At 46.8% G+C, this 24,965-nt stretch carries 19 protein-coding genes; 11 read left to right on the plus strand and 8 right to left on the minus strand.

Annotated features, from left to right (window positions below; translation table 11 throughout):
* Window positions 1–38: 38 nt before the first annotated feature.
* The 3 genes from NFI80_RS11175 to NFI80_RS11185 form a co-directional block, all read right to left on the minus strand.
* Entirely contained in the window at window positions 39–2,219 is a 2,181-nt protein-coding gene (locus NFI80_RS11175; protein WP_235163015.1) for a xanthine dehydrogenase family protein molybdopterin-binding subunit, read from the minus strand.
* Window positions 2,220–2,313: 94 nt separating this feature from the next.
* On the minus strand, window positions 2,314–3,228 hold the full coding sequence (locus NFI80_RS11180; RefSeq protein ID WP_235163014.1) for an NmrA family NAD(P)-binding protein: 915 nt from the start codon (window positions 3,226–3,228) through the stop codon (window positions 2,314–2,316).
* A 168-nt stretch (window positions 3,229–3,396) separates the two neighbouring features.
* Complete coding sequence (locus NFI80_RS11185; protein WP_252172115.1) at window positions 3,397–6,132, minus strand: DUF6797 domain-containing protein; 2,736 nt, start codon at window positions 6,130–6,132, stop codon at window positions 3,397–3,399.
* 311 nt (window positions 6,133–6,443) lie between these two features.
* Between NFI80_RS11185 and NFI80_RS11190 the strand changes: the two genes are divergently transcribed.
* The 7 genes from NFI80_RS11190 to NFI80_RS11220 all read left to right on the plus strand — a co-directional run bounded on the left by NFI80_RS11190 (window position 6,444) and on the right by NFI80_RS11220 (window position 14,920).
* Window positions 6,444–7,538, plus strand: a complete 1,095-nt coding sequence (locus NFI80_RS11190) for a phage tail-like protein (RefSeq protein WP_235163012.1) — start codon at window positions 6,444–6,446, stop codon at window positions 7,536–7,538.
* 28 nt (window positions 7,539–7,566) lie between these two features.
* On the plus strand, window positions 7,567–8,622 hold the full coding sequence (locus NFI80_RS11195; RefSeq protein WP_235163011.1) for a phage tail-like protein: 1,056 nt from the start codon (window positions 7,567–7,569) through the stop codon (window positions 8,620–8,622).
* 43 nt (window positions 8,623–8,665) lie between these two features.
* On the plus strand, window positions 8,666–9,673 hold the full coding sequence (locus tag NFI80_RS11200; RefSeq protein ID WP_235163010.1) for a T9SS type A sorting domain-containing protein: 1,008 nt from the start codon (window positions 8,666–8,668) through the stop codon (window positions 9,671–9,673).
* Window positions 9,674–9,963: 290 nt separating this feature from the next.
* Window positions 9,964–10,611: a 2'-5' RNA ligase family protein gene (locus tag NFI80_RS11205; protein WP_233795881.1), complete on the plus strand. Its 648-nt coding sequence runs from the start codon at window positions 9,964–9,966 to the stop codon at window positions 10,609–10,611.
* Window positions 10,612–10,830: 219 nt separating this feature from the next.
* On the plus strand, window positions 10,831–12,699 hold the full coding sequence (locus NFI80_RS11210) for a gamma-glutamyltransferase family protein (RefSeq protein ID WP_235163009.1): 1,869 nt from the start codon (window positions 10,831–10,833) through the stop codon (window positions 12,697–12,699).
* A gap of 109 nt (window positions 12,700–12,808) precedes the next feature.
* The gene (locus tag NFI80_RS11215; protein ID WP_235163008.1) at window positions 12,809–14,107 is read left to right on the plus strand and encodes an NCS2 family permease; all 1,299 of its coding nucleotides are present in this window, start codon (window positions 12,809–12,811) and stop codon (window positions 14,105–14,107) included.
* Between the two features lie 6 nt (window positions 14,108–14,113).
* Entirely contained in the window at window positions 14,114–14,920 is an 807-nt protein-coding gene (locus tag NFI80_RS11220; RefSeq protein ID WP_235163007.1) for a 5'-methylthioadenosine/adenosylhomocysteine nucleosidase, read from the plus strand.
* Window positions 14,921–14,931: 11 nt separating this feature from the next.
* Here NFI80_RS11220 and map read toward each other — a convergent pair whose 3' ends face one another.
* The 4 genes from map to NFI80_RS11240 form a co-directional block, all read right to left on the minus strand.
* Window positions 14,932–15,696 (minus strand): type I methionyl aminopeptidase, encoded by a 765-nt coding sequence (map, locus tag NFI80_RS11225; RefSeq protein WP_235163006.1) that lies wholly within the window; start codon window positions 15,694–15,696, stop codon window positions 14,932–14,934.
* A 62-nt stretch (window positions 15,697–15,758) separates the two neighbouring features.
* Complete coding sequence (locus NFI80_RS11230; RefSeq protein WP_235163005.1) at window positions 15,759–16,283, minus strand: restriction endonuclease subunit S; 525 nt, start codon at window positions 16,281–16,283, stop codon at window positions 15,759–15,761.
* A 164-nt stretch (window positions 16,284–16,447) separates the two neighbouring features.
* A complete protein-coding gene (locus NFI80_RS11235) occupies window positions 16,448–17,206 on the minus strand; it encodes a LytR/AlgR family response regulator transcription factor (RefSeq protein ID WP_235163004.1) in 759 nt (252 codons plus the stop codon).
* On the minus strand, window positions 17,203–18,306 hold the full coding sequence (locus NFI80_RS11240) for a sensor histidine kinase (protein WP_235163003.1): 1,104 nt from the start codon (window positions 18,304–18,306) through the stop codon (window positions 17,203–17,205). The genes NFI80_RS11235 and NFI80_RS11240 overlap by 4 nt, the downstream gene beginning before the upstream one ends.
* A 197-nt stretch (window positions 18,307–18,503) precedes the next feature.
* Between NFI80_RS11240 and NFI80_RS11245 the strand changes: the two genes are divergently transcribed.
* The 4 genes from NFI80_RS11245 (at window position 18,504) to NFI80_RS11260 (ending at window position 23,863) form a co-directional block, all read left to right on the plus strand.
* Window positions 18,504–19,541: a hypothetical protein gene (locus tag NFI80_RS11245; protein ID WP_235163002.1), complete on the plus strand. Its 1,038-nt coding sequence runs from the start codon at window positions 18,504–18,506 to the stop codon at window positions 19,539–19,541.
* A 139-nt stretch (window positions 19,542–19,680) separates the two neighbouring features.
* Window positions 19,681–21,153 (plus strand): ankyrin repeat domain-containing protein, encoded by a 1,473-nt coding sequence (locus tag NFI80_RS11250; RefSeq protein WP_235163001.1) that lies wholly within the window; start codon window positions 19,681–19,683, stop codon window positions 21,151–21,153.
* A 5-nt stretch (window positions 21,154–21,158) separates the two neighbouring features.
* The gene (locus NFI80_RS11255; RefSeq protein WP_235158455.1) at window positions 21,159–21,653 is read left to right on the plus strand and encodes a DUF2271 domain-containing protein; all 495 of its coding nucleotides are present in this window, start codon (window positions 21,159–21,161) and stop codon (window positions 21,651–21,653) included.
* A 14-nt stretch (window positions 21,654–21,667) separates the two neighbouring features.
* Window positions 21,668–23,863, plus strand: a complete 2,196-nt coding sequence (locus NFI80_RS11260) for a PepSY domain-containing protein (RefSeq protein ID WP_235158454.1) — start codon at window positions 21,668–21,670, stop codon at window positions 23,861–23,863.
* Here the strand turns inward: NFI80_RS11260 and NFI80_RS11265 are convergent.
* Complete coding sequence (locus tag NFI80_RS11265; protein ID WP_254414175.1) at window positions 23,860–24,846, minus strand: FAD:protein FMN transferase; 987 nt, start codon at window positions 24,844–24,846, stop codon at window positions 23,860–23,862. The genes NFI80_RS11260 and NFI80_RS11265 overlap by 4 nt on opposite strands.
* Between the last annotated feature and the right edge of the window lie 119 nt (window positions 24,847–24,965).

Genomic DNA, 24,965 nt, shown 5'->3' on the forward strand with positions numbered 1-24,965 from the left:
GGGACTTACCAGCATGGCGTAGCTTATAAACCCCACCCTCAAACCAACTTATCAACCGTGATCGGCAGCTCTCTTATGCGCTTTGCGGTGGCGTGGAAGACTGCGTTGGCGATGGCGGCGGCTACGCCTACGATGGCGATTTCTCCGAGGCCCTTGGAGCCGATGGGATTGACGACCATATCAGGTTTGTCTATGTAAATCACCTCAATTTCCGGGGTGTCCATGTGGACCGGGAGATGATAGCTTGACAGATCATTCGTCACGTAACGGCCATAACGGTGGTCCATAACGGCTTCTTCCATCAGCGCCATGCCTATGCCGCCTACTATGCCGCCAATGGATTGGCTCCGGGCAGTTTTGTAATTGATTATTTTACCAACGTCCGCGCAGGTGACGACACGCGTTACCCGCACTTCCGCCGTAACCGGATTCACCTGCACTTCCACAAAATGACACCCAAAAGAATACATGGAATACTGGTCACGCTCCGGCCCGGATTTAGATTCTTCCGTGACTTCGACTTGTGGTAAATTGTGATATTTCAAAATGTCGGAATGCGAAACGGACTTGGAACCGGAGTCGGGCATCGCCTCAGCCAGTTCGGACAATCTCTTTTTCAGGGCTTCGCAAGCGACGTGAACTGCCGAGCCAACGCTTGGAATGGTGGATGAGCCATTCTGCCCCGGCGCGTCCGGCAGGCTGGAATCGCCCAGGTCAAACCGGATTTTTTCCGGGCTTATTCCCAGGACTTTCGATGCAATGCTGGTCATGGCCGTTCCTGTTCCGGGCCCAATATCCATCGTTGCGCTTTGCACAATAACGGACCCGTTGGCGAGCATAATCGCTCTGGCTTTGCTCGGGTGCCGGTGAAAACCGTAAAGGCTCGAAGCCATTCCATAACCAACAAGCAGATGGTCTTTTTGCATGGAGCGAGGTGCCGTTGTCCGATCCTTCCAACCGAATTTTTCAGCTCCCAGTTTGTAACATTCCCGAAGTCCTTTGGCCGACCACGGCAGATTCCTTTCCGGGTCACTTTCGGCATAATTGCGCAACCGCATTTCCAGCGGATCGACTTTCAATGCATAGGCCAGCTCGTCCAATGCCGATTCCAGTGCAAACATTCCCGTTGCGTCGCCGGGCCCGCGCATCCAGGTCGGCGTGTTAACGTCCAGTTTCAAAAGCCTGTATTGCGTAGACACATTCGGGCAGGCGTACATGGCGCGGGACGCGAGGATGGTCCGCTCCAAATGTTCTTCGTAAGTGGAAGTCTGCCCTACCCCTTCATGCACAATGGCGGAAAGCGTACCCTGCTCATCTGCCCCCATAGCCACTTTTTGAACCGTATAGGGACGATAACCGACGGATGTGAACATTTGCTCACGGGCCAGAACGAGCTTCACCGGCCGATCCATTTTTTTGGCTGCCAACACCGCTGCCACCGTGTGCGGCCATACACGGATGCCCGATCCAAATGCACCGCCAATGAACTGCGCGTTCACTTTTACATTCTCCCGGGGCAGTTTGAACGCTTGCGCCAGATTCCCTTGGGCAGACTTAACTCCCTGATTTTTATCATAAATGGTCAATTTATCCGCGCCTTCCCAAACCGCAATGATCGCGTGCGGCTCGATGGGCTGGTGATGCTGCGTAGGGATCGTGTAGGTGGCCTCAATCTTTACTTTCGCTTCACGAATGGCATCCGGATTTCCCCTTACATAATCCTGAAAAGGTGAATTTTTATTTCTCTGTACGCCTTCTGCTAGGGCAGCATTTTTTATATTTTCCTCAAAGTCAGTTTGATGAGCCTCCTTTTGGTATTTTACTTTGACGAGTGATGCAGCTTGATTTGCCTGCTCCAATGTCTGCGCGACCACCATAGCAACCGGCTGGCCGCTGAAATAGACGAGGTTATCATAGAAAACGCGAAATGCTGTTCCGACAGCCGCTCTTTCGGCCGGTTGTTTAACATCCCCATATCCCGGAACGCCGGGGGAATTCAAATGGCTGATCACAGCGAGGACACCGCGTACAGCCGCAGCTTTTTTGGAATCAATGCTTACAATGATTCCTTTTGCTATTGTACTGGTAATCAGCACAGCGTAGGCCATATTAGGGAATTGGTAATCTGCTGAATAAGTCGCGGCCCCCGTAACTTTTACCCGCCCATCCACACGATCGAGTGACAGGTCCGGCTCCGAAGATTCAAAAAATGGCTTCATTGCTCTTGATTGTCATTTTGGACCTGCATAACGATATTTATTTTCTTATACATAGTTCAAAAAGCGCTATCTGCCCGCAAGTCTACCCGTTGTATCAGCGCGCTGCCAGCACTTCGCGTATGCGCGTCCAGCGGATATCCGGGTAGCGATCGTTATCAAGCGGACTCATTTTCGGCTTGCCGCTCAACATGTTATGAAGATATTGCATGCCCTGCCAGGGCGGAAAGACTTCGTCGTTTTGCGGAGATAAGGTGCGGGTGATTTTGATCATCGTGCCAAGAAAACCCAAGCCACCTGGACGCAATGTACCAAACTTTTCACCCGTCGCTTCCGAGGCTGCCCGCTGAATGTCCCGGATCGTCGCCACCTCTCCCGCAATCCGCAGATAACGCGGCGTAGTAGGATCCAGTGCCGCAGCTGCGGTATAATCAGCAGTATCCCGCATGGTTGTAAAGTCCATGGGCTGATCCGCGTTTCCCCAATAAAGCACGCGTTTGATTTTGAACAAAACCACGGGCGCCTGACCGGTTAACAGGTCGGTAAACATTCCGTTAAGGATAGATGTGGCGGCAATAGGCGCATCATTAAGCATCCTGCCAAATTCGCGCCGGAGATCAAGGTTGCGGTTGCTGCCATCAGGCAGCTTGGTGAAATCAATGCTGAAATCGGAAGGAATAAATCGCGGAATACCGGCAGCAACAGCAGCATTTAACAAACGCATCTGCATGTCAACAATCACATCCCGGAGCCCTGATAGCGCGGAAACGACGCAAGTCCCGCCGGCGCAAGCGCGTGTCAGCTCGTCGACATCAGCAAAATCCACCTCAATGATTTCGGCCCCTATACGCCGGAGTTCTGAAACGCGGGGGTTACTGCTGCCTTGCCTGACGAGTGCCTTCACGACCCCACCGCGCTTCAATATAAAGCCCGCAATCAGAAAACCCAGCTCGCCCGTGGCCCCCGCCAGAATTATAGTCGCCGGTTCGGGTAATTTTGTAATGTCCGTCATGATATCCGTTTAATGTTGCAACAGAAAATACAACAATTGTACCCGGACACATTTACTTTACAGCATTGCAATGTATGGCTGAACGGACTTTCATTCAGGAACCGTCTTTCTAATCAAAGCACCGACGAAAAAGGAGCTCCATGTTTTCATCTTTCAAGACTTGATCTGTCACTTTTTCAAAGACTTAATAAACAATGTAACAGACTCAATGTCCGGCTCGGTCAGGATGCCGACGAACGAGGGCATCTCTTCATTATAACCCTTCACGATTTTGACGCCCGGTTTCAAAATAGATTCCTTAATGTATTTTTCGTCTGCAACTGCGCTTGTTCCATCCTCAAAAACGCGTTTGGAACCGTACAGATTCTGAAACGGCGGGCCATACATGCCGTCTGTTTTCAAGCCTTCCGAATGGCAGCCGGCGCAGGCCATTTTTTGGAATATTTCCCGGCCGTGTTCCGCTGAAACCACGACCTTTTTATCAGACGTTTCTGTGGTTACAGGCTTTTTGACGTCCAGCAGCGCAAGATCAACATTGCCAAACCCATACGATGTCAAATCCATATTTTCCGCCTTGTTCACCGTAAACCAGAAGCTGTCGTTCATCTTCTTGCCGTCAGCCGCAGCCAGCTTATACGAAACTTCCATTTGCATCACTTCGGCCATTCCGGGAACCAGGATCAGAATCTTTTTACGGTCTGCTGACAAATAGGAAGCGGCAGCAGTCAAGGTTTCCTCGCCGGAAGTGCCATCCATTTTGAAGTGACCGGAACCATATTCTTCCGTGCGCTGATAATTCCATCTTTTCACTGCAAAATTGGCTGCATCCGCTGCCATTTTAGGATCAAGCTCTGCATCAAAACCAAGGATAACCCCTTGTTTGCCAGCCTTAAACTGGTTGGGCAAATAGCTCGGCTTACCTGTATTGCGCAGGCGCAGCAATGCACTGATGCCCGTCGAAGTAGAGCCCCACAAGTTGAAACCGGCAACATATAGCTGCCCGTCGACCGGGTTAACAATGCCTTTGGAGGTCGGCGCAGGATAATCAGCATGAATGACCGAAACCCCTCCCTGCGTTACATTCGAAGAACTATCAATCAAAACTCTGAACAGACCCGGCCGGCCAAATGAGAAATGGATCAGGCTGCCATTCAGCGGGCCCATCTTATTGCCGGTAATCCACGCCTGGCTAATGCTGGAACGGTCCACTCTATGCGGAATCCAGGTCAGCGGAGGCGCCACTTCAGGATTATCTGAGCGGTGGGCAGTGGGTTGAACGCCATAGTAATCCCCTTTTTTAATCAAATAGATAGGTGTTGACGGAACAAAATTTCCCTGCTGATCCGAAGCAGTAAGAATGCCCTTTTCAGGATGAATTCCAAGGTAAGGACCCCTTAGCCCCGTTGCTATCACCTCCGATTTCAGACCATTCCGGCTTATTTTAAGGATCGCCCCATTCTGCGTCGATCCGGATCTGAAACCTTTGCCGGTTTTGGCAGTCATTCCCGGCCCGTTGTCCAGGCTTCCGCCTTTCGCAATGTAAAAACTACCGTCCGGCGCCGCCACCATATCCGCAGCCCATTCTCTCGATTCGGCCGATTGCTCCATCACATTGGAGAAATTTTCGTAGAAATCAGCCACGCCATCTTTATTAAGATCGTGCAATTTCACAATGCCTTCCCGCCCAAATACACAAACCTGATCATTTACGATTTCAATGCTCATAGGCTCATGAAAACCAGACGCAAACCGCGTCCATTTCAGATTTTGAAGGTCTTTATCAATTCCTTCGATCATCCACACATCTCCCTCAAAAGTCACTACGCTGGCACGCCCATCTTTGAAAAACCCAACATCTGCCACACGCACATTGCGCTTCCACGGATTCGGCAAAGGAAGCGTTAACTGATCCGTCACAAAAGCGGCTGTGTCCGGCGAGATTTTCCCTTTGGTAACAACCGTTTCTTTCCATAGAGCCGGCCCGCCTTTTTTGTAGTCGGGAATAGTCACCTTGCCCTTTTTGCAATAATTTTCAAATGATTTTTTAAGCCTGGCAGGACCTTTCCAGATTACAACCGTCTCGTTGATAGCCTTTTGAGATACAGGAACCCTTACCGTCAAGAACTGATTACCCGTAATTTCAGGCTGCAATGAACCTCCTTTGCCCAGAATGCCGACCGCCGTAACTGTATCCTTGTTCGTCCCGTGGTATAGATATGCAATTTTGCCCTTCACCTCCGAACCGGTTGCCTGCCGGACTTCTGCCGCCGTCAGGAAAATTTCCTTTGTAGTGTTTTCAAATTGAAATGCTCTCGTAAAAGCCGTTTGATCATCAAACTTCGTGCTTCCCGGCAATTCGGCAACGTCGGCACTCCCCACCGTATAGGTCAAAACAGCCTGATTACCATAGACATAAACGCCCTTCCACCGACCTTGCTCCGCAGGCATCGGCGCCCAGGTTGGCTGCTTTGTTTCATTAATGTTGGATAAATCTCCCGAAAACGGCTTTTCCAGCGTCCAGCCTGGATAGAGCCCCGTGGCTATTTTCGCTTCTCCGGTGAGTGAAGCGATTTTATTATTCTTGTTAAAAAAGTCCTTATACGAGACTTGCGCCATCAAAACCATCGGCAAATACTTCCCTGTCCACGCCACCGACCAGCGCAAAAGGTCGGTGTCGAAGCAAACGTAAGTGTCGTTACCGAGCTGCAAAGCCAATGTCCGCGCCGCCATATTGTCCTGCGGGTAAGCCGGTCCAAGCTTACGCGCATCAACGGATGTGGATATATATGGAAAGCCCTCCTCTATGAAGGAACCGAGTTCCAGGGAATCCTTGTAATTGGCAACAACCGTTTTATTATCCGTATAACCCGTCAGAAAAACAGAACCCAACGTCAAAATACACATCCAGACTGTCCCGAGGTGTTTACGGCAATATCTCAAAATAAGCATGGTAATGAATATGGTAAAAGAACAGAGTCAAAAGTCTGTTGCAGTTGAAAAGTTACTTGTAAAACTATCTGAAAAAGTGAAAGCGCACCTGTACACCCACTTGAAGAGGACGCGTAAATGGAGGTCTTAGCCTGAATGATTTTACCTTAAAATAACTGAAACCGTCTACTGGCACAATGGATTACCCAAGAATTCAGAATCTCCGCAATTTTTATCAAACGCATTAAGGAAACGCGTCATTTCAACTTTGTAAACCTTACTATGTTATGAAGAAAATTGTTTTACTATTTTCCCTACTCTGGTTCCAGCAAAAGCTCTTCGCACAAACCATCGAGAATGTCGGAATCAACACTTATTACCCCGATCCCAGCGCGGCGCTGGATGTTCAGGCTACGAACAAGGGGGTGTTGCTGCCTCGTGTTTTTTTGCAGTCAAACACCGATGCCGCAACTATCACGAATCCGGAGCGAGGACTGCTCCTATTCAATACAAATCCGGGTCTTTCAGATAAGGAGGGCTTTTATTTCAATGTAGGAACGTCTGCGATTCCTACCTGGAAAAATTTAGAAGAAAATTTAAAGTTGCCATTTAGTCAAGTTCAAGCAAATGCAGGGTCACTTTTTCACGTCGAAAATACATCTCAGATTGCAACGGCCGCAGCTGTCGGCGCATACTCAGGTACAGGTCAGGCTATTGCAGGTATCTCTTCAAATGGGAGTGCTGTTCATGCAAATAGTGATGGTTCAGGAACCGGAGTATTTGCATCATCTATTAATGCTACCGCTTTGGAAGTTAATGGAAAAATGAAGATCACAGGCGGAAATTTCCAGCCTGGTCTGGGAAAAGTGTTAACTTCAGACGCCTCAGGAAACGCCTCTTGGCAAATGCCAATAAACGAGTTTGATAATATCTTTAATGGTTTTCATGCCAGTGGCGTTTTGGGTGGTGGCAATCAGAATATGTCAGAAAGCACTTTCGTTAAAATTGCTTTTGAAAATCAAAAATATGATATAGGCACGAACTACAATGAGGTGAATATGGCTCCCCATAGTTCGTTCATTGCTCCCAAACACGGAATTTATCATTTTGACGCAATGATCAGATGGGAAAGAGCTGAGACAGACGACACCTTCACTCCTACCGTCAAGATCGTCCGGATTAGAAATGGTGTCACTACTGACTTATCAGAAAATCGGGTGCTTTCACCCGACGCTTCACACACATCACATATTGCCTTGGATTGTGAGCTACAAACAGGAGACATCGTCAATGTAATTGCGAGAGCCTATGGACCGCAAGTCTCCTTAGCTATGTCTGATCGGGATGCGAATTTTACCGGGCACCTTGCCATTGAACTTTAACAAAACATTTACCTTACAAAATAGCACTATGAAACTCTTAGCTACACTTCTTTTTATGAGCTTGCTCTGGCAAAGCGCTAATTCGCAAAGCGTCGGGATCAATACGAACAGTCCGAATGCCAGCTCTGTACTTGACATTAATAGCACAAACAAGGGCATATTATTACCAAAAGTCTCCTTGCAATCTATTACCGATAAATTTACAATTCCAAATCCTGCAAACGCTCTCCTCCTTTTTAATGTAAACACTCCAATAGGGCCAGAAGGTTTTTATTACAATATGGGTGACAGTGACAATCCACTGTGGCGAATGGTAGGAACAAGACTTAATCTGCCGTATAGCCAGACCGGAACCAGCGGCGGAGCTTTATTTTTTGTCGAAAATTCAAGTAATGAGGCAGGCTCGATAGCCATTTCAGGCTTGTCTGAAAAAATTGGGGTTCGAGGATCATCCGCGACCGGAACTGGTGTTGCAGGGGTGAGCGATAACGGAATTGGCGTTCACGCTTCCAGCGCAAATGGGTTGGCATTGAATGTTAATGGAAAGGTAAAAATAGCTGGAAATGGGCAATCACCGGGCCAGGGCAAACTGCTAACCTCGGATGCAAATGGGAACGCGTCCTGGCAGGCTCCCGCAATTAATTTAATAGCTTTTTCAGAGTTGGGTATAGATGGTGGAGGAAATATTAACTCTACTCAAGGTCTTACACCTGTAAAAGTAAATTTTGGAAATATTGCTTACAATTTGGGTAATGCATATGACGGTGTAACAAATAGTTTCACAGCACCTTTCAACGGCATTTACCATTTTGACGCTATGATAGAATGGAAACATGCGAACCCGGAGCTGATTTTTGATCCAGGATTTAGGTTGATAAGAAGCCGAAACAATGTAGAAACGGAAATTGCCTTTGATTTCGCCTTTAATGCAGCTTTTAGGCATACGTCTGTTATAACAATTGATTGTGAATTGCAGCAGGGTGATAAAGTCTACGCGACCGGGAAGTCTGGGAAAAATGGCGTTGAACTTGAAACATCCAACTCCACAGCTCATTTCAACGGAAGATTACTTCAAAAGCTTTGATCCTTACTTATTTCAAAATCATTTAATAGTCAAATAATATATTATGAAAGCAAAACATACCTTAATAGCACTGCTAGGCTTCACAGCTGTTTTTGCCGAGGCACAGGCGCAATTGAAGACAGGCGCGAACAGCTTTTTTATATCGCCGGGAACAACCGTGACCGTTAGCTCTTTGTCACTGACGCCAACCGAAGCTACGAACCTGAACAACAATGAAATAACACATTCGGATGTGGCAATTGCTGGTAAGCCAACCGGCAGCATTAATCGCGTTTACAATCTGGCCAGCCCACTTACTTTTAAAGGAAAAGTGCTGATCGCATATCTTGAATCAGAATTGAATGGTAACAATGAAAATGTGCTGCAAATCGCGCATGCAGGACCAGATCACATTTACACGATCCCGACGAACAAAAGCACACCCGACCCAATTTTGAACAATGTTTCCGAATCAGGAGACTGGACGAACATCAGCACCCTCACTGCAACAGAATCCGGCAGCGGGCTGCCTGTTACATTGGTGGACTTCGTTGCCGCACAAAAGGAAAATGATGTTGTTCTTACTTGGAGCACTTCGTTTGAAGCCAATAGCGATTTCTTTGAAATTCAGCATAGCACAGATGGGAAGAACTGGCTCGTACTCGGAGACGTAAATTCAAACGGAGACAGCAAAATAGAACGCACTTACTCCTACGTACATGAGCGACCGTTAGCAGCTGTGCATTATTACCGCTTGCGTATGGTAGACAATGATGGAAAATTTGCATTCAGCAGAATCCGGAATATTCGGGTGGCAAATAATTTCGCTGTTGCATTCCATCCAAACCCAGTAGCAGATTGGCTTACCATTGAAATGCCGGATGCACGTCAACCAGAAAATGTAAAAATTGTAAGTAAATCCGGCAGTGTTGTGTACGAAGCCAATAAGAGTGAACTACAAAAGCTGCCTGATGGTGCAATCAATTTGAAACAGCTTACAGCAGGCATTTACGTTATACAGGTCCGTGAGCAGGATGGAACATTACATTCTTCTAAATTGATCAAAAACTGATTGCTATGATCAAAAATCCCTATTCATGCGCTTGTATGATTTTATAAAGTGAATCTTTCTCTACCACGACGGCGTAGCTTAGTGACCAATGTGTCCTGGCTGCGTCGTTTTTTTGTTTCCAACTAGTGTGTTACCTGTTTAAAGCCACAGCTAATAAAGTCAATTCATGCCAAAACAATCCCTGTCAACAGCTTATGTAAAATTTTTCAGATATTTTTAGTGTCAAATATTTGATATTTAAAATAACAATATTATTTTTACATCAAGGTTACACTTCATCAGCAAAAATTATGAAACGGGTCCACATCGACAACAACCATTGGAATACACTGGCCAGCATCAGGCATCACATGTATGAATATCTCCTGGTATTTTCTTGTGATAAGGTGACGGAAGCATTGCTTCATAATGTGAAGCGTTATTTTGAGGAAAATTATGGGTGCGCCTATGCTGCGAACCTGGTGCCGCACCTTACGCTCTTCAAATGTACGATTCATGAAAACAAAGTGGATCGCATTATCCAGGGATTCGAGAAAGTGGCCCGCCATACATCTCCATTGTCCATTTCGCTGACGCAATTCAAGAAGTACGAATACGGCAAATTTTATGTTGATCTGGAAACAACGGCGTCCGATCAGGTGCTTGATCTGACTAAAAAGTTAAAATCAGAAATAGGCCGGCACGTGCGGCAATGGGCGCCCGGCGAAAATCATTTTTGTGAGGATCCGCATTTCACCATTGCAAGGAATATGAGCGCCTTGCAAACCGCCAAGGCAGCCATAGATTGGCTTTATCGCGAGTTCCTGGCATCATTTCAAGCCAGCGAAATGGTTCTCCTTAGGAGATCACTGGTTACAGGCTCTAAATACGAGCAAATCGCAAACTTCCCACTTCTTGGAGTTCCAGGAGGCAGTTATACACAAGGTTCACTGTTTTGAATGGTTAGGTTCATGGCGTGCGGGTGTCACGTCATGAACAACATTCAATAGTTAGCGTAAACAAAATACCAGGACTAGCCGCATATATGGGGTAACAACCTGTGTGGAGTAACAAAATTCATTAGTAGGCGGCTCAGCAATGAGTAAATGTTTAAATTGCGTAAGGACGACAGTATAATTAAGGCTGTTGATCCCGCAAAACCTGAACCAGCTACGTTTATGAAATTACGTCTCCTACTTAATTTGTCTCTCCTCAGCATATGTGCTTTTGCAGCAAATGGTCAGTCTTTTAACAACTTTCCGGTTACCACGCAAAAACCTCCTTTGCATGCCAAGCACTGGATCGGCATTACCGGAAAACCGCTGGCGGCTACGGCGGGAGCGATGATTTTTAGTAAAGGCGGAAATGCGATTGACGCTTCCTGCGCAATGCTGGCAGCAACCTGCACCATGTGGGATGTGCTGAGCTGGGGCGGTGAAACGCAGGCGCTGATCTACAATCCAAAAACGAAAAAAGTAATCGCAATCAATGCGATGGGTGTTGCTCCGACCGGGGCAACCGCTGATTTTTTCAAAAACAAGGGCATGAAATACCCACCGGAATATGGGCCATTGGCGGCAACAACGCCGGGAACGGCTGGTGGTTTAATGACGATGCTGGCAGAATATGGTTCAATGTCCCTGAAAGAAGTGCTCTCACCAGCAATGCAACTGGCGGAAGGATATCCCATCGAAGCACAGACTGCCAATGCGATCGAAAGAGATAAGGCCGAAATAAAAAAGTGGCCATATTCCGCCAAAGTGTTTCTGCCACATCTCGGTTCAAAACGGGAGGCGCCGGACGCGGGTGAAATATTTGTTCAGAAAGACTTGCTGGCGACATTGCAAAAACTGGTTGACACAGAACAGGAAGCATTAAAAAAGGGTAAGAGCCGGAAAGAAGCGATCTATGCAGCTTACGACCGTTTTTATAAAGGTGACATTGCCAAAGAAATCGCCAGAGGTACGCAGGAACAAGGCGGCCTGATCACAGAACAGGACATGGCCAATTGGAAAGTCAAGATCGAGGAACCGCTGATGACTTCTTACAGAGGGATCGATGTCTATAAAATGCAGCAATGGACGCAGGGCCCTGTGTTGTTGCAGACTTTGAATATGCTGGAAAACTTCGATCTGAAAAGTATGGGCTACAACTCATCGCGATACGTGCACACGTTGTATCAGACCATGAACCTGGCTTTTGCCGACCGGGACTTTTACTATGGTGATCCGGCTTTTGCACCTGAGGAACCGATGAAAGGTTTGCTTTCGAAAGAATATGCCAAGGAAAGAATTAAGCAGATCAATTGGGAAACGAATGATGCAAAGGCACTTCCCGGAGATCCGTATCCATTCGAGGGAAAGAAAAATCCTTATGCAGATCAAATTAAGTCATGGGGAAATTTCCATGCTTCGCTTAACCGTAACGCGAACGGATTAAGTAAAGAATATATGGATGAGTTCACAGCGGGGACGACATCTGTGGAAGCAGCCGATGAAGAAGGCTGGGTGGTAAGCATTACGCCCAGTGGCGGATGGGTGCCTGCCTGCATTGCAGGCAATACAGGTGTGGGATTGAGCCAGCGTATGCAATCATTCGTTCTGGATGCGAATGAAAACCCGTTCAATGTTGTAGAGCCGGGCAAACGGCCGCGGGTTACCTTGACGCCAAGCCTTGCGCTGAAAGATGGAAAGCCATTTTTGTCATTTGCAAAACAAGCCGGGGATGAACAGGACCAGTTGCTGCTGCAATTCTTTCTGAATATGGTGGAGTTTGGCATGACGGTGCAGGAGGCTACGGAAGCACCCAGCTTTAAGACCTTGCAAATGTATGCAAGCTTTGGAGCACATGAAAAAGAGCCGGGCGGGCTTATACTCAACCAAGCCATGCCCGATTGGTCCCGAAAAGAACTTACCAGAATGGGTTACAAGCTTTACTTTCAGCCGAGAACAAGCGGACCGATCAATGCGATCTATTTTGACTGGCAACATAAAACCTTCTGGGGCGGATCCAGCAACCACGGGGAAGATTATGGCATTGGCTGGTGATCCCTATTAAAAATCGGGATCATACCAACCGGCACAGCGGGTTGCCATTTCCTGTTGAGCATTTTTTTAAACAAAGCGCAATCAATATCTTTGAAATAAACCGATACGTATGTTTTCCGCTGCTGACTTAAAGAAACATAACACTTCATTGTCCACTGAAATTCTTGCAGGAGTGTCGTCGTTTCTGGCCACAGCGTATATTATCGTAGTCAACCCATCCATATTAAGCCAAACGGGTATGCCATTTTCGGCAGTGCTGACGGCCACAATTCTGGTTGCTTTTTTCAGCAGCTTAATGATGGGTTTGTATGCAAATAATCCGATCCTGGTTGCGCCGGGAATGGGGTTGAATGCATTTTTTACATTCACAGCAGTCTTTACCGAGAAACTGAGCTGGCAAGTTGCGCTGGGGACTGTGTTCTGGTCGGGTATTTTTTTCCTGTTGCTATCGTTTTTTAATGTGCGCGCCTACATTTTAAAGGCCATTCCAAAATCGCTGCGGTTTGCCATAGCGGCCGGAATCGGCCTTTTTATTACATTAATAGGCTTTGCAAATGCCAAATTCATCGTTGCCCATCCCGCAACGATGGTGGGTTTGGGCAAATTAAATGCTTCGTCGTTGACATTTGCCGCGGGATTATTAATTACGGTCGTTCTTTTGATTAAAAATATTAAAGGCAGCATTCTTATCGGCATTGTTTTAACGAGCCTGCTCGCCTGGCCGATCGGACGCTGGTGGGGCGGAACGGAGACCATTATCAACATCGACACCATTGTTTCACAACCTGATTTCAGCCTGCTTTTCGAGCTGGATATGGTCAATTCACTGAAATGGAGCCTGGCCCCTATTATCCTGGCATTTGTTTTCACGGATATGTTCGACAGTCTTTCCACATTCGTAGGACTCGCCGAAGCGGCGGAACTGCTGGATGAGAACGGCGAACCCAGGAACATTAAAAGATCACTCGTTACCGACGCCTTTTCCACCACCATCGCTGGATTGGTCGGCAGCAGCCCGGGAACTGCATACATTGAATCGGCCGTAGGCATTGAGCAAGGTGGAAAAACAGGCCTTACCGCTGTTGCGGGAGCGATTCTCTTTCTTCCTTTTCTTTTTTTATCGCCATTATTAAGCGCTATTCCGGCTATTGCAACTGCTCCGGCCCTTGTATTGGTGGGCGTTTTTATGATGAAACCAGTTGTCAAGATCAATTGGGGGAACCTGAGCGAAGCGTTTCCAGCATTTTTTGCGATGGTGCTGATTCCATTTACTTACTCCATTACGCAAGGAATTATCTGGGGATTTTTGAGCTGGACCGCACTGCATATTGCAACGGGAAAGATCAGGGAAATCAGTCTGGCGCTCTGGATCATTGACATTTTTGCCATTCTGGCGCTCATTCTCTAACTTTTTATGAAAAAATCACTCCTTATTTTTCTTCTCTTATTTTTACAAATCACAAACATTAATGCGCAGAGCGTAACGGGCGTTCTTGGTGCATTTCCTCCTGAGCTGGTGTTGCTGCAAAGCAGAATGGAGGAGAAAAAAGACACGATCATACAGCAGATCCGCTTTACAAAAGGCAAATTAAATGGCCGTCAGATCGTATTGGCGCAAACGGGGATCGGGAAGGTGAATGCTGCGATCACTACGACTTTGATGATCGAACATTTCAAGCCACGCGAAATTATCTTTTCCGGAATTGCGGGCGGCATTGACCCTGCGCTTAACCCAGGCGACATAGTGATTGGGACACATGTGACCTACCACGATTTTGGTATGGCCGAAGACAACGGGATGCAATATTGGTCTACTAAAAACCCGGCAACAATGTTGGAAAACCCAAGGTCATTTGTTTGTGACAGTACATTGGTTAAGAAGGCGTTAGCCGTTTCTAAGGGACTTACATTCTCGAAGATCAAACGAGACAACGGCAGTTTCGAACCGGCTGTAAAGCAGGGAATTATTGTCACGGGCGATGTTTTTGTCTCTTCTGAAATTATCACGAAACGCCTCCGTGAAGAGCTGAATGCCGCTGCAACTGAGATGGAAGGTGCTGCTATTGCCCAAACTTGTTACCAACAAAACACACCTTTCCTGATCATCCGCAGCCTGAGCGACAATGCCAATGAAAAAGCGCAAAATGACATTATGGCTTTTTACGACATTGCCGCTCACAACGCCGCCACACTTGTAATGGCTGTCGTCGGGAAAATGTAAATGTGCTGTTATTATGCCCAGATATCGTTGCTGGCCGTTAAAATGATCGGCGCGCCGTCGGTTACCACGATTGTGTGCTCGTGCTGAGCCATGAAACCGCCTTTGTCCCCTACCGTTGTCCAGCCGTCGCCTGTTTCCACGGCCAGCGATGAACGTGTTGAAATAAACGTTTCGATGGCAACAACTGAATTTTTCTTGAAGCGCCTCGTATTAGAACGATCGCGGTAATTGGCAATTTCGGACGGTTCTTCGTGCAGATGCCGTCCTATTCCATGGCCATTCAAGTTTTTGATCACCTTATAACCGCGTTTTCTGGCTTCTGATTCTATTAAAAAACCGATATCCGAGATTCTTACGCCGCCTTTGATGTTGCTGATCGCCTTTTTCAGGATTTGTTTGGAGGCGTCCACAAGCTGCTGATGCCCGTTTGTATCTGGTCCCAACACAAATGATCCGCCGTTATCAGACCAGTAGCCACCCACTTCTGCCGAAACATCAATGTTCACCAGATCGCCATCGCGCAAGATCGTTCTGTCCGTTGGGATGCCGTGGCAAAACTCATTGTTAACGCTGATACACGTCCAGCCGGGAAAGCCATAAGCAAGGTTAGGCGCTGATTTTGCCCCAAATTCTTTAAAAAGCCCAGCCCCGAAATTGTCGAGTTCTTTGGTTGTCATTCCGGGTTTTGCAAACGCCGTCATTCTTTTCAGGATTACGGCAACCACTTCACTCGCACGCTGCATTCCCGTTAATTCTTCTTCTTTGGTAATCGACATATCTTAATTGTAAAATCCCCGATACTTATTCGCCCCTAACATAAGCAGACAAATGTGCTTAGTCAAGCACGGATATGAAAATCGAGCAATTGTTTCTGGTGTTCTATTGTGGGAACAAGGATTTTCAACCGCTTCAAATCTTCTATACTCACGTAATAAACACTGCCTTTTTGTTTTGCGATCCGGTGAATGTTTCCTTCCAGACGTAATTGGGTAAGCATTAGTAACAGAAAATGGCTGTTCACGCGCTCATTGGCAACAATGCGCAGATATTTGGTATGTAAAACAAAATGGGGAAGATCGTAAAGGACACAATTGCCAAGCTGGCTGGAACTGCTGTTATGGGTAAATATAATGTCGCCATGCAGGAAACCGAACTTCTTTTTCTCGCGCTCGGAAACGCGCATATATTTCTGTTCTCCCAGGATAATGCTGTCGCCAACCAGTTTTTCAATGAGTGTGAATGGTTGTAAATTTTCGTCGGGCCATTCAAACTGAGCATATTGGCATCCCGTCGTGATTGTTGCCACAGCGCCCAGCTCTGCCTCCTCGCAGTCTTCAAAATCAAAATACTTTATGGATTTCAACAGTTCCATCGTTTTCCCCAGTCATCAAAATGTGTCCGCTCGTACATTAAAGCGCTTCATAAGATAGCCGGATAAGGAAAGGAATGGAAGAAGGCAGGAGCTGAATGCCGGGAATTTTGGCCTGAATGACAGTTATATCGGATTTAAGGAATGCATCAATGATGCTATTTACCGAGCCAATCCTTGAATGCAGCGATGCGATCCAGGCTTACAGTCACTTCAACTCGTGGCGTAGGCTCGATTTCCACGACCATTTTGCCCATGGGATGCTGATTCACCGACCGGATGGAATGTAAAGAGATCACTTGCGACCTGTTAACCCTGAAAAATCGATTCGGATCAAGCAATTCTACAAGCTTATCCAAACTGTAATCAAGGCTATAAAATTTCCCGTCTGTTGTGTTCAACAGCGTGGTCTTTCGCTCATAGGAAAAATAGGCGACTTGCGCCACCGCAATGCTCTGTAATCGCGTTCCGGCCGTGACCATGAACCGCTCTTTATAGGCCGACTCCTTATAATTTTCCAGTAACCGCGCGAACCGATTTTCGGGCAACGTAGGTTTTACAATGGTTTTAAACTTGTCGATGGCCTCCGAAAGCTCCTGATAATCAATTGGTTTTAACAAATAATCGATACTGAATGTTTTGAAGGCCCTTAATGCATATTCGTTGAAAGCGGTTGTAAAAATAACCGGAACGGTTAGTTTCAGCTCTTCCAGAATACGGAATCCAAGATCGTCTTCCAGGTGAATGTCCATGAAGATCAGGTCTGGAAGCTCCGCATTTTGTTTTGCAAAATATGCCAGCGTCTTTTCAACAGATCCGATTTTGTCGAGCACCCGGATCGTCTTGTCATACCTGTGAATGAGGTTTTCCAAGCGTTCGGCAGTCTGGCCTTCATCTTCAATGATCAATACTTTCATGTCAGCAATGGGATTTTCACAACGAATGAACCGCCTGTTTCAGAGACCGTTACCGGCTCTTTGGTCAGCAATCCATATCTGCGGATAATGTTGGACAGTCCTATTTCAGCCGAAGCCGGCAGGTTGTTCCGCTTTCTGATGGGATTACTAATAATCAGCTGAAAATCAATCATTCCAATACTGATATGCAAAGGATTTTCCATCGACATTTGGTTGTGCTTCACTGCATTTTCAATGAGCAATTGCAATGTGAGCGGGGCGATTTTGTATTGGTAATGGGCAGCAGCAGGGATTTCGATGTGCACATGCATCTTTTCCTCAAACCTCGATTTCAGTAAAAAAACATACGCTTCAATGAAATCCAGCTCCGTTCTCAATGTTACCGATTCCAGATCGGAATGATCCAGTATATAACGGTAAGATTTGGATAACCTATTGACATACAACACCGATTGCTGCGGATTCTTTTCAATGATAGAGGTCAGAATACTCAGGCTGTTAAACAAAAAATGAGGGCTTAGCTGATTTTTGAGTGCTATAAAGCGGGTTTGCAAATTCTCCTTTTCTAGCTGTGCGGCGCGCAAGCTTACTTGTTCCAGTTGTTCATTGCTGCGCTTGACCGAGACCATATAAATGGTCGCCAACATAGCCATCACCGTCAGGCCCGTATTGGCTTTTGCTTTTTGCTGACGGTTGAAAGGCTGTATTTCCTGTTCGGTCCTTTTGATGACGATCTGTAATTGCTGCGCCAGCAACATTTCCATATTGCGCCAAAGGAAAATGAATGCAAAATTGAATAACACCGCCAGCACCAAACCAACGGCATAGGTAAAAAGCCGCCTCGGAAACCTGAACGTAAAAGTTGCATCGAGCCTGCCGGATGAGTATTGTATGGCACCGATGATCGCGATCCATATCCTGAAAAACAGCAGGTTAACAGCGAATTCAGCAATCCAGAGCGGCATTTTATTTAAAATGGTCTCTCCGTCCAGCGCCACATTGCTTACAAATATCCGCACAGGCAGATAAATGCAGACAATCCCGGCCGCCAGCTGCCACTCCTGTTTTGAGAATAATGTTGAGACCGGAATTAATCGCATAGCGGAAGCAGGACGGCGAGGGTTACGTGACAGTTCGAACCCGGACTATCATTATTTATGCCTGGAAATTTAATCTGCATGACTTGAATTGCATTTTTTCAAAAGTAAGTATAAATCTGAAAGTCCCAGGCTGTTATGCAACGGAATTGAAGTAGCGATGTGTCCTTATGACAAAGCAATTATTACTACGATCCTGCATGATATCAAGAAAATTCTATCTTTCATTGACTTTGACTGCGCTGCTTTATGTCTTTTCAGAAGTCATTTTCAGGATAGGCCTTTCCCTGGTCGGTTATCCGTTCTTTCAGCCGGCCCGATATCTTGAAAAGAAATACTACCCTTATATCGAAGCCATGCAGGAGGCGCGAGTGGAACGTGGCGGTGACACGCGGAACATTCTGATCCTGGGCGGATCGGTGGTCAACACGCATTGGTCGAGGTTGGAAATGCGGCTGGATACATTGTTTCAAAAGGCCTATCCGGCGATTAAAAAATTCAACTTCTTCAATGTCGCCATGCCGGGCCATAACTCCCGCGACAATCTCGTAAAATACCGGCTCCTCAAAAACCAGCCCTATGACCTGGTCATTTTTTATGAAGCCATCAATGAGAACCGCGCCAATAACATTTCCACCGAAATGTTTTACCCGGATTACAGCCACATCAAATGGTATGACGAGATCAATTTGCTGTTGAAGCATCCGGAAATGAATGTGACTGTGATACCCTACTCCATTCATTTATTAATTAAAACACTGATAGACAAGCTAAAACACCGGAACTACATCAGCAATGACCAGGTTGATCCTGCATACGCCGGTTATGGTGAGGACATTAAAACGGCTGCGTCCTACTATAACAACCTGAATGACATTGCCCGACTGGCCAACAAGAAACACGACCCGCTGCTTCTGGTAAAATATGCAACCTTCTTCCCGCCCGGCATAACATTGACGGGTGAGGAGGCCGACAAAAAATATTTCACGCCCTGCTACATGGTGTCGCCGGTGACCACGTGGGGCAAGCCGGCGAATGTTGCGAAAGGAGTCCGGATGCATAATGCAATGCTGGAAAAAGTCCATCAGGAACAAAAGACCGGTTTCTTTAATATGGCGGCGGTTATGCCCGAAGATTCGGTTTTGTTCTGTGATGTATGCCATCTGAGTGAGCCTGGCGCGCAGCGTTTTGCAAGGGAGCTTTCGAAGCATATCGTATCGAGCGGAGTGTTAAAGTAATCTTTTTTGCATATTTAATTTCAGTTCAAAAACTTGCCGCAAATCCATATTTAGACCAATTATCGTTTAACTTTGTGCATCTTGACTCTCAAAACAGGGAAGTTGCACCTGTTAACCCGTTATTTTAATTTGTCTTAATATGAAAAAACTTCTTATTGCTGCCTGTGCATTCTTATCGTTTGCTGCTCAGGCTCAGCAGAATGTCCTTCTGGAACAATCTTTCTGGAAAACCTCCCCGGATGTGAGTGCAGTGAAAGCGGAGATTGAAAAAGGAAGCAATCCTGCCCAGTTCAATAACAACATGTTTGATCCGGTTGTGCTTGCTATCAATGCAGGAGCGCCCAACCCTACCATTGAATATCTGCTGACCCAGCCGGGCAACACAGTGGATAAGGCAACCCACGACGGCCGGATTTATCTGCATTGGGCTGCTATGCGAGGCAATGTGGAATTGATGGAATATCTGGTTGCCAAGGGAGCGAAAGGAAATTATGTGGATGGCCACGGTGCTACGCCGATCAACTTTGCTGCAGGCGGCGGTCAGCAGAACACCAAGGTTTACGACATATGCCTGGCACACGGCGCCGATTTGAAAAAAGACCTGAATAATGATGGTGCAAATGCATTGCTGATCGGCATAGCAAATGATAAAGACCTGGCGTTGACCAATTATTTTATATCCAAAGGCCTGGACTTAAAAAGCACTGACGCTGCCGGACACAATGCATTCAGTTACGCTGCCCGTGCGGGTAAAATCGATGTTTTGAAAACACTTTTAGCAAAAGGAGTTCCTGCCAATTCGGATGCGATTCTCATGGCTGCGCAAGGCGGTCGCGGCAGTGCTAACCCTATCGAAGTTTATCAATATCTGGAAAGCCTGAAATTGAAACCGACTGTTATCGGGAAGAACGGAGAGAATGCATTGCATGCTATTGTGCGCAAGCCAAAGCAGGAAGAAATCATCAAATATTTCCTGAGCAAAGGCGTGGATGTGAACAAAGCGGACGAAGACGGCAACACGGTTTTCATGAATGCCGCGGCCAGCAATCGGGATACAGCGACCATTGGCATATTACTTTCCAGTGTTAAAAACATTAACCAGTTGAATGAAAAGGGCGTTAGTGCGTTGGCAATGGCTGTTCGCGGTAACTCTCCTGAGGTGATCGGCTACCTGATCGGCAAAGGTGCAGATATTAATACAACGGATAAAAACGGCGATAACCTTGCTTTCTATCTCGCCCAATCCTACAATGCCAGAACAGCAGGCGAGTTTGGACCGAAAATAAAAGTGTTGCAGGACAAAGGTTTTAAAATCGCTGCACCAGCGAAAAACGGCAACACATTATACCATATCGCAGTGGCGAAAAACGACCTGGCACTGGTTAAAAGTCTGGAAGCATATCAGATAGATGTGAATGCAAAAAACAGCGAAGGCATTACCGCATTGCACAAGGCTGCTATGGTTTCGAAAGACGATGCAATGCTGAAATATCTGCTTTCCATCGGTGCTAAAAAAGAGATTGAGACAAATTTCAACGAAACTGCTTTTGACTTGGCGGGAGAGAATGAGTCGCTTTCTAAAAACAATGTAACTGTCAATTTCCTGAAATAACTTTCATGTCTGATTTATTTAAAATAACACTCCTTTTCCTGACACTGACGATCGCCCGCCCAAACAATGCTGTTGCACAGGCGGCCGGCAAGAGCAAATACAAGTGCATGATCCAGATGACCAATTACATGGGTGAAGGCGCATATATCGTGATTTCGCTCATTAACAGTAAAGGTGCTTACGAGAAGACATTGTATGTGCTGGGGCCCGATAAAAAGTGGTACAACAGCATGAAAGAATGGCACAAGTTCCAATCCAGGCAAAAAGCCAACATCAGCGCCATTACGGGTGCATCGGTGACGGGAGGCGACCGGAGCGTGAACGTGTTTGAAATTGATAATGCCAAGATCAACGCGGGATATAAGATCCGTTTTGAGAGCGCTGTGGAAGACAAGGAATATCACGTGAAAGACCTGGAAATCCCATTGACCACCGAGTCACTGGCTGCGAAAAACGAGGGAACTGGATACATTCGTTACGTCCGTTTCAGCGCTAATTAAAGTTTAAGTTCCTTATGACCATTTCTGTATGGAGATACAGCCACCTAGCGTTGGCTGTATCTTCTTTTCTTTTACTGACCCTCGCCGCTGTTACGGGCATCATTCTGGCATTTCAGCCATTGTCCGAAAAAGTCCTGCCCTACCGCACCGATCATTTCAGTGAAACTACGCTGGCGGGAACATTACCCGTTTTACGAAAACAATATCCCGGAATCAGCGAACTTACGGTTGATAAAAATCAGTTTGTACAGATCAAAGGCAGTGATGCGGAAGGGAAAAAACTGCAAGCTTACATTGATCCGCAAACCGGCAGCCTGCTGGGTTACCCCGCACCCAAAAGCGAATTTTTCGAATGGGTAACGGCGCTGCACCGCTCGCTCTTTATTCATGAAACAGGCCGGTTTTTTATCGGGCTGACTGCGTTTTTATTGCTCCTGATCACCGTTTCCGGCACAATGCTCATAATCCAGCGGCAGCGTGGATTGAAACGTTTTTTCAGCCGCATTGTGCGGGATAATTTTGCGCAGTATTACCATGTGGTGCTAGGCAGGCTGTCGCTCATCCCTATTTTCATCATTGCATTAAGTGGCACGTATCTCTCGCTGGCCCGTTTTGGATTGATAGAGTCCCCGGTTGTATCCGCCGAGGTTGATTTTGATGCGATCAAGTCGGGGCCTGTTCGGGATCCTGCTGATTTTGAGGTGTTTAAAAAAATAAATTTATCCGAGGTTCAAACCATTGAATTTCCCTTTTCCGAAGACCCTGAGGATTACTATACATTAAAACTTACCGACCGCGAGATAACGGTTAACCAGATCAACGGAGACATTTTAAGCGAGGTTCGGTATCCGACGGCTGCATTGCTTACCGAGCTAAATCTGGACCTGCACACGGGGCGCACCCATGCGATATGGGCTGTTATCCTGGCAGTTGCTTCGGGTAACATTCTCTTTTTCATCTACTCAGGCTTTGCGATGACATGGAAGCGCAGGGCTAACCGCGTAAAAAACAAGTATACGGCGGATGAAAGTGAGTTTATCATCCTGGTAGGATCTGAAAACGGCAGCACTTTTAATTTCGCCAATGCCATTCACAAGCAGCTGATCGCAGGAGGCAGATCGGCTTATGTTACGGAGCTTAATAATTATAAAGTTTATCCGAAAGCATCAAACATCATTGTCATGGCGGCTACTTACGGGCTGGGTAACCCGCCTACCAATGCTGCACATTTCGCTGCACATCTGGAAAAGCACAAGCAACCCCGTCCCGTCCGTTTTTCTGTGGTAGGCTTTGGTTCACACGGTTATCCCGATTTTTGCAAATTCGCGTTTGAGGTTGATAATCTTTTGGCCAAACAGGATTGGGCTGTTCCTGCCCTTGAAATCCACACCGTCAATGACAAATCCCCGGATGAGTTCGGTCAGTGGGCAGCGAGCTGGTCGCAGCATGCGGGTGTGGCGCTTGCTATATCCTCCGACTCGCTAACAACCCGCCATGAACCCGTACAGCAACTTACAGTCGTTGATAAAACAACCGTTTCAACCCCAGGCGAAGCCTTTCTCATCAGCCTTCGGGCAAATAACCCGACGGATTTCACTTCCGGCGATTTACTTGCCATTTATCCCGCAAATGATCACCGGGAGCGGCTTTATTCTATTGGCAAGGTTGGTAGCAACATTCAATTGAGTGTAAAATTGCATGAAGGCGGGTTGGGTTCGGATTATCTTTATCGCCTGAATGCAGGGAGCGAGATCGGTGCCAGGATTGTAGGCAACCCGCATTTCCACTTTCCAGAGAATGCGTCTTCGGTGATTATGATCTCTAACGGGACAGGCATAGCGCCGTTCCTGGGTATGATCGATCAGCAAAATGCTCCGGTGGATTGCCGTTTATACTGCGGTTTCCGGGACGATGCCTCGTTTTTGCTTTACAAAACTTCCATTCAAACTAACCTGAAAAACGGGAAATTAAACAGTCTGCACATTGCTTATTCCCGGGAAGGCGCCAGGGAATATGTGAAAGATCTGCTGGCAAGGGACGAAGCTTTTGTGGCCGAAACGCTGTCCAATAACGGTGTTATCATGCTTTGCGGGTCGTTGGCCATGCAGAACAATGTAGTCGCTTTGCTGGACCATATTTGTCAAACCCGCCTGGGGAAAAACATCAGTTACTTTCAGTCGCACGGCCAGGTGCTAATGGATTGTTACTAAGGCCGGTATCTGGCAATATTGAAATTTTTTGAAGTAACCACTTTACCGTCGTCGGTGATCATTACGCAATTGAATTCCGGGAATTGGTTGATGAGCTTCATTCCGGCTTCCTGGCCCATAACCATCAGCGATGTGCTGAAACCATTGGCGCGCTCGGCACCGGGCCCGAAAACGGTCACGCTCGTAAGGCCCGTAGCAGGATAACCCGTCGCAGGATTGATAATGTGCGCATAACGCTTGCCATCTATGACCACAAACTTCTCATAACTGCCCGACGTCACTACGGCACCCTGACGAAGCGGCACCACTGCAAAAAGTTCTCCCGGACGCCCCGGATCCGTTATGCCGATGACCCAGTCGCTGCCATCGGGCTGTTTTCCCCACGCGCTCATATCTCCGGAACCATTCACTATGCCAGCCTTAATGCCCTGTTTTAACATCATATCACGACACCGGTCCGTTGCGTAACCTTCGCCCAGCGCCCCGAACCCGATTTTCATTCCTTTCTCTTTCAGAAAAATAGTCCCTTCCTCTTTATCCAGGATAATGTTTTGGTAACCCACATTTTCAACAGATTTTTTCACAGCATCGGCACTGGGCATTGCTGTCATTGAGCCATCGAACTTCCAGATGCGTTCCATAGCTGCAAAACTGATATCGAAGGCACCATTGGTGAGTTTGGAAAGTGCAATGGCCCTTTCCGTTAACCCGAAAACCTCCGCATCGACTTTCACCGGCCGGATACCCGCATTGGCATTAACTTCTGAAACCTGGGAGTTGGGTTTCCAATCGGAAATCAGATTTTCGATCCGCGTAATTTCCGCGATCACGGCATCAATGCCCGCTTCTGCTGCGGCGGAATCTTGTGCTACGATGGTGATGTCAAAACGGCCACCCATGAGCATAGTGGTCCTTTTCCGCAAAACCTGTGCATTTGTTGTGAGGCAAAAAAGAAAGAAGAATATAGTAAAACGATATAGCATGTCAGAAGGATTCTTTGCAAAATTAATCCCTAGTCTATCTTTTTAAACACTTTTCAAAAACTATTGCTGCACCACGCATTTATAGCTTGCCGGTTGGTACGGTTTTAGTTTAGCACTGA

Source organism: Dyadobacter chenhuakuii (assembly GCF_023821985.2).
Classification (GTDB): domain Bacteria; phylum Bacteroidota; class Bacteroidia; order Cytophagales; family Spirosomataceae; genus Dyadobacter; species Dyadobacter chenhuakuii.

Coding starts and splice junctions, on each gene's coding strand:
- NFI80_RS11175 (WP_235163015.1), bottom strand. CDS start 2,219: ATGAAGCCATTTTTTGAATCTTCGGAGCCGGACCTGTCACTCGATCGT.
- NFI80_RS11180 (WP_235163014.1), bottom strand. CDS start 3,228: ATGACGGACATTACAAAATTACCCGAACCGGCGACTATAATTCTGGCG.
- NFI80_RS11185 (WP_252172115.1), bottom strand. CDS start 6,132: ATGTGTATTTTGACGTTGGGTTCTGTTTTTCTGACGGGTTATACGGAT.
- NFI80_RS11190 (WP_235163012.1), top strand. CDS start 6,444: ATGAAGAAAATTGTTTTACTATTTTCCCTACTCTGGTTCCAGCAAAAG.
- NFI80_RS11195 (WP_235163011.1), top strand. CDS start 7,567: ATGAAACTCTTAGCTACACTTCTTTTTATGAGCTTGCTCTGGCAAAGC.
- NFI80_RS11200 (WP_235163010.1), top strand. CDS start 8,666: ATGAAAGCAAAACATACCTTAATAGCACTGCTAGGCTTCACAGCTGTT.
- NFI80_RS11205 (WP_233795881.1), top strand. CDS start 9,964: ATGAAACGGGTCCACATCGACAACAACCATTGGAATACACTGGCCAGC.
- NFI80_RS11210 (WP_235163009.1), top strand. CDS start 10,831: ATGAAATTACGTCTCCTACTTAATTTGTCTCTCCTCAGCATATGTGCT.
- NFI80_RS11215 (WP_235163008.1), top strand. CDS start 12,809: ATGTTTTCCGCTGCTGACTTAAAGAAACATAACACTTCATTGTCCACT.
- NFI80_RS11220 (WP_235163007.1), top strand. CDS start 14,114: ATGAAAAAATCACTCCTTATTTTTCTTCTCTTATTTTTACAAATCACA.
- map (WP_235163006.1), bottom strand. CDS start 15,696: ATGTCGATTACCAAAGAAGAAGAATTAACGGGAATGCAGCGTGCGAGT.
- NFI80_RS11235 (WP_235163004.1), bottom strand. CDS start 17,206: ATGAAAGTATTGATCATTGAAGATGAAGGCCAGACTGCCGAACGCTTG.
- NFI80_RS11240 (WP_235163003.1), bottom strand. CDS start 18,306: ATGCGATTAATTCCGGTCTCAACATTATTCTCAAAACAGGAGTGGCAG.
- NFI80_RS11245 (WP_235163002.1), top strand. CDS start 18,504: ATGATATCAAGAAAATTCTATCTTTCATTGACTTTGACTGCGCTGCTT.
- NFI80_RS11250 (WP_235163001.1), top strand. CDS start 19,681: ATGAAAAAACTTCTTATTGCTGCCTGTGCATTCTTATCGTTTGCTGCT.
- NFI80_RS11255 (WP_235158455.1), top strand. CDS start 21,159: ATGTCTGATTTATTTAAAATAACACTCCTTTTCCTGACACTGACGATC.
- NFI80_RS11260 (WP_235158454.1), top strand. CDS start 21,668: ATGACCATTTCTGTATGGAGATACAGCCACCTAGCGTTGGCTGTATCT.
- NFI80_RS11265 (WP_254414175.1), bottom strand. CDS start 24,846: ATGCTATATCGTTTTACTATATTCTTCTTTCTTTTTTGCCTCACAACA.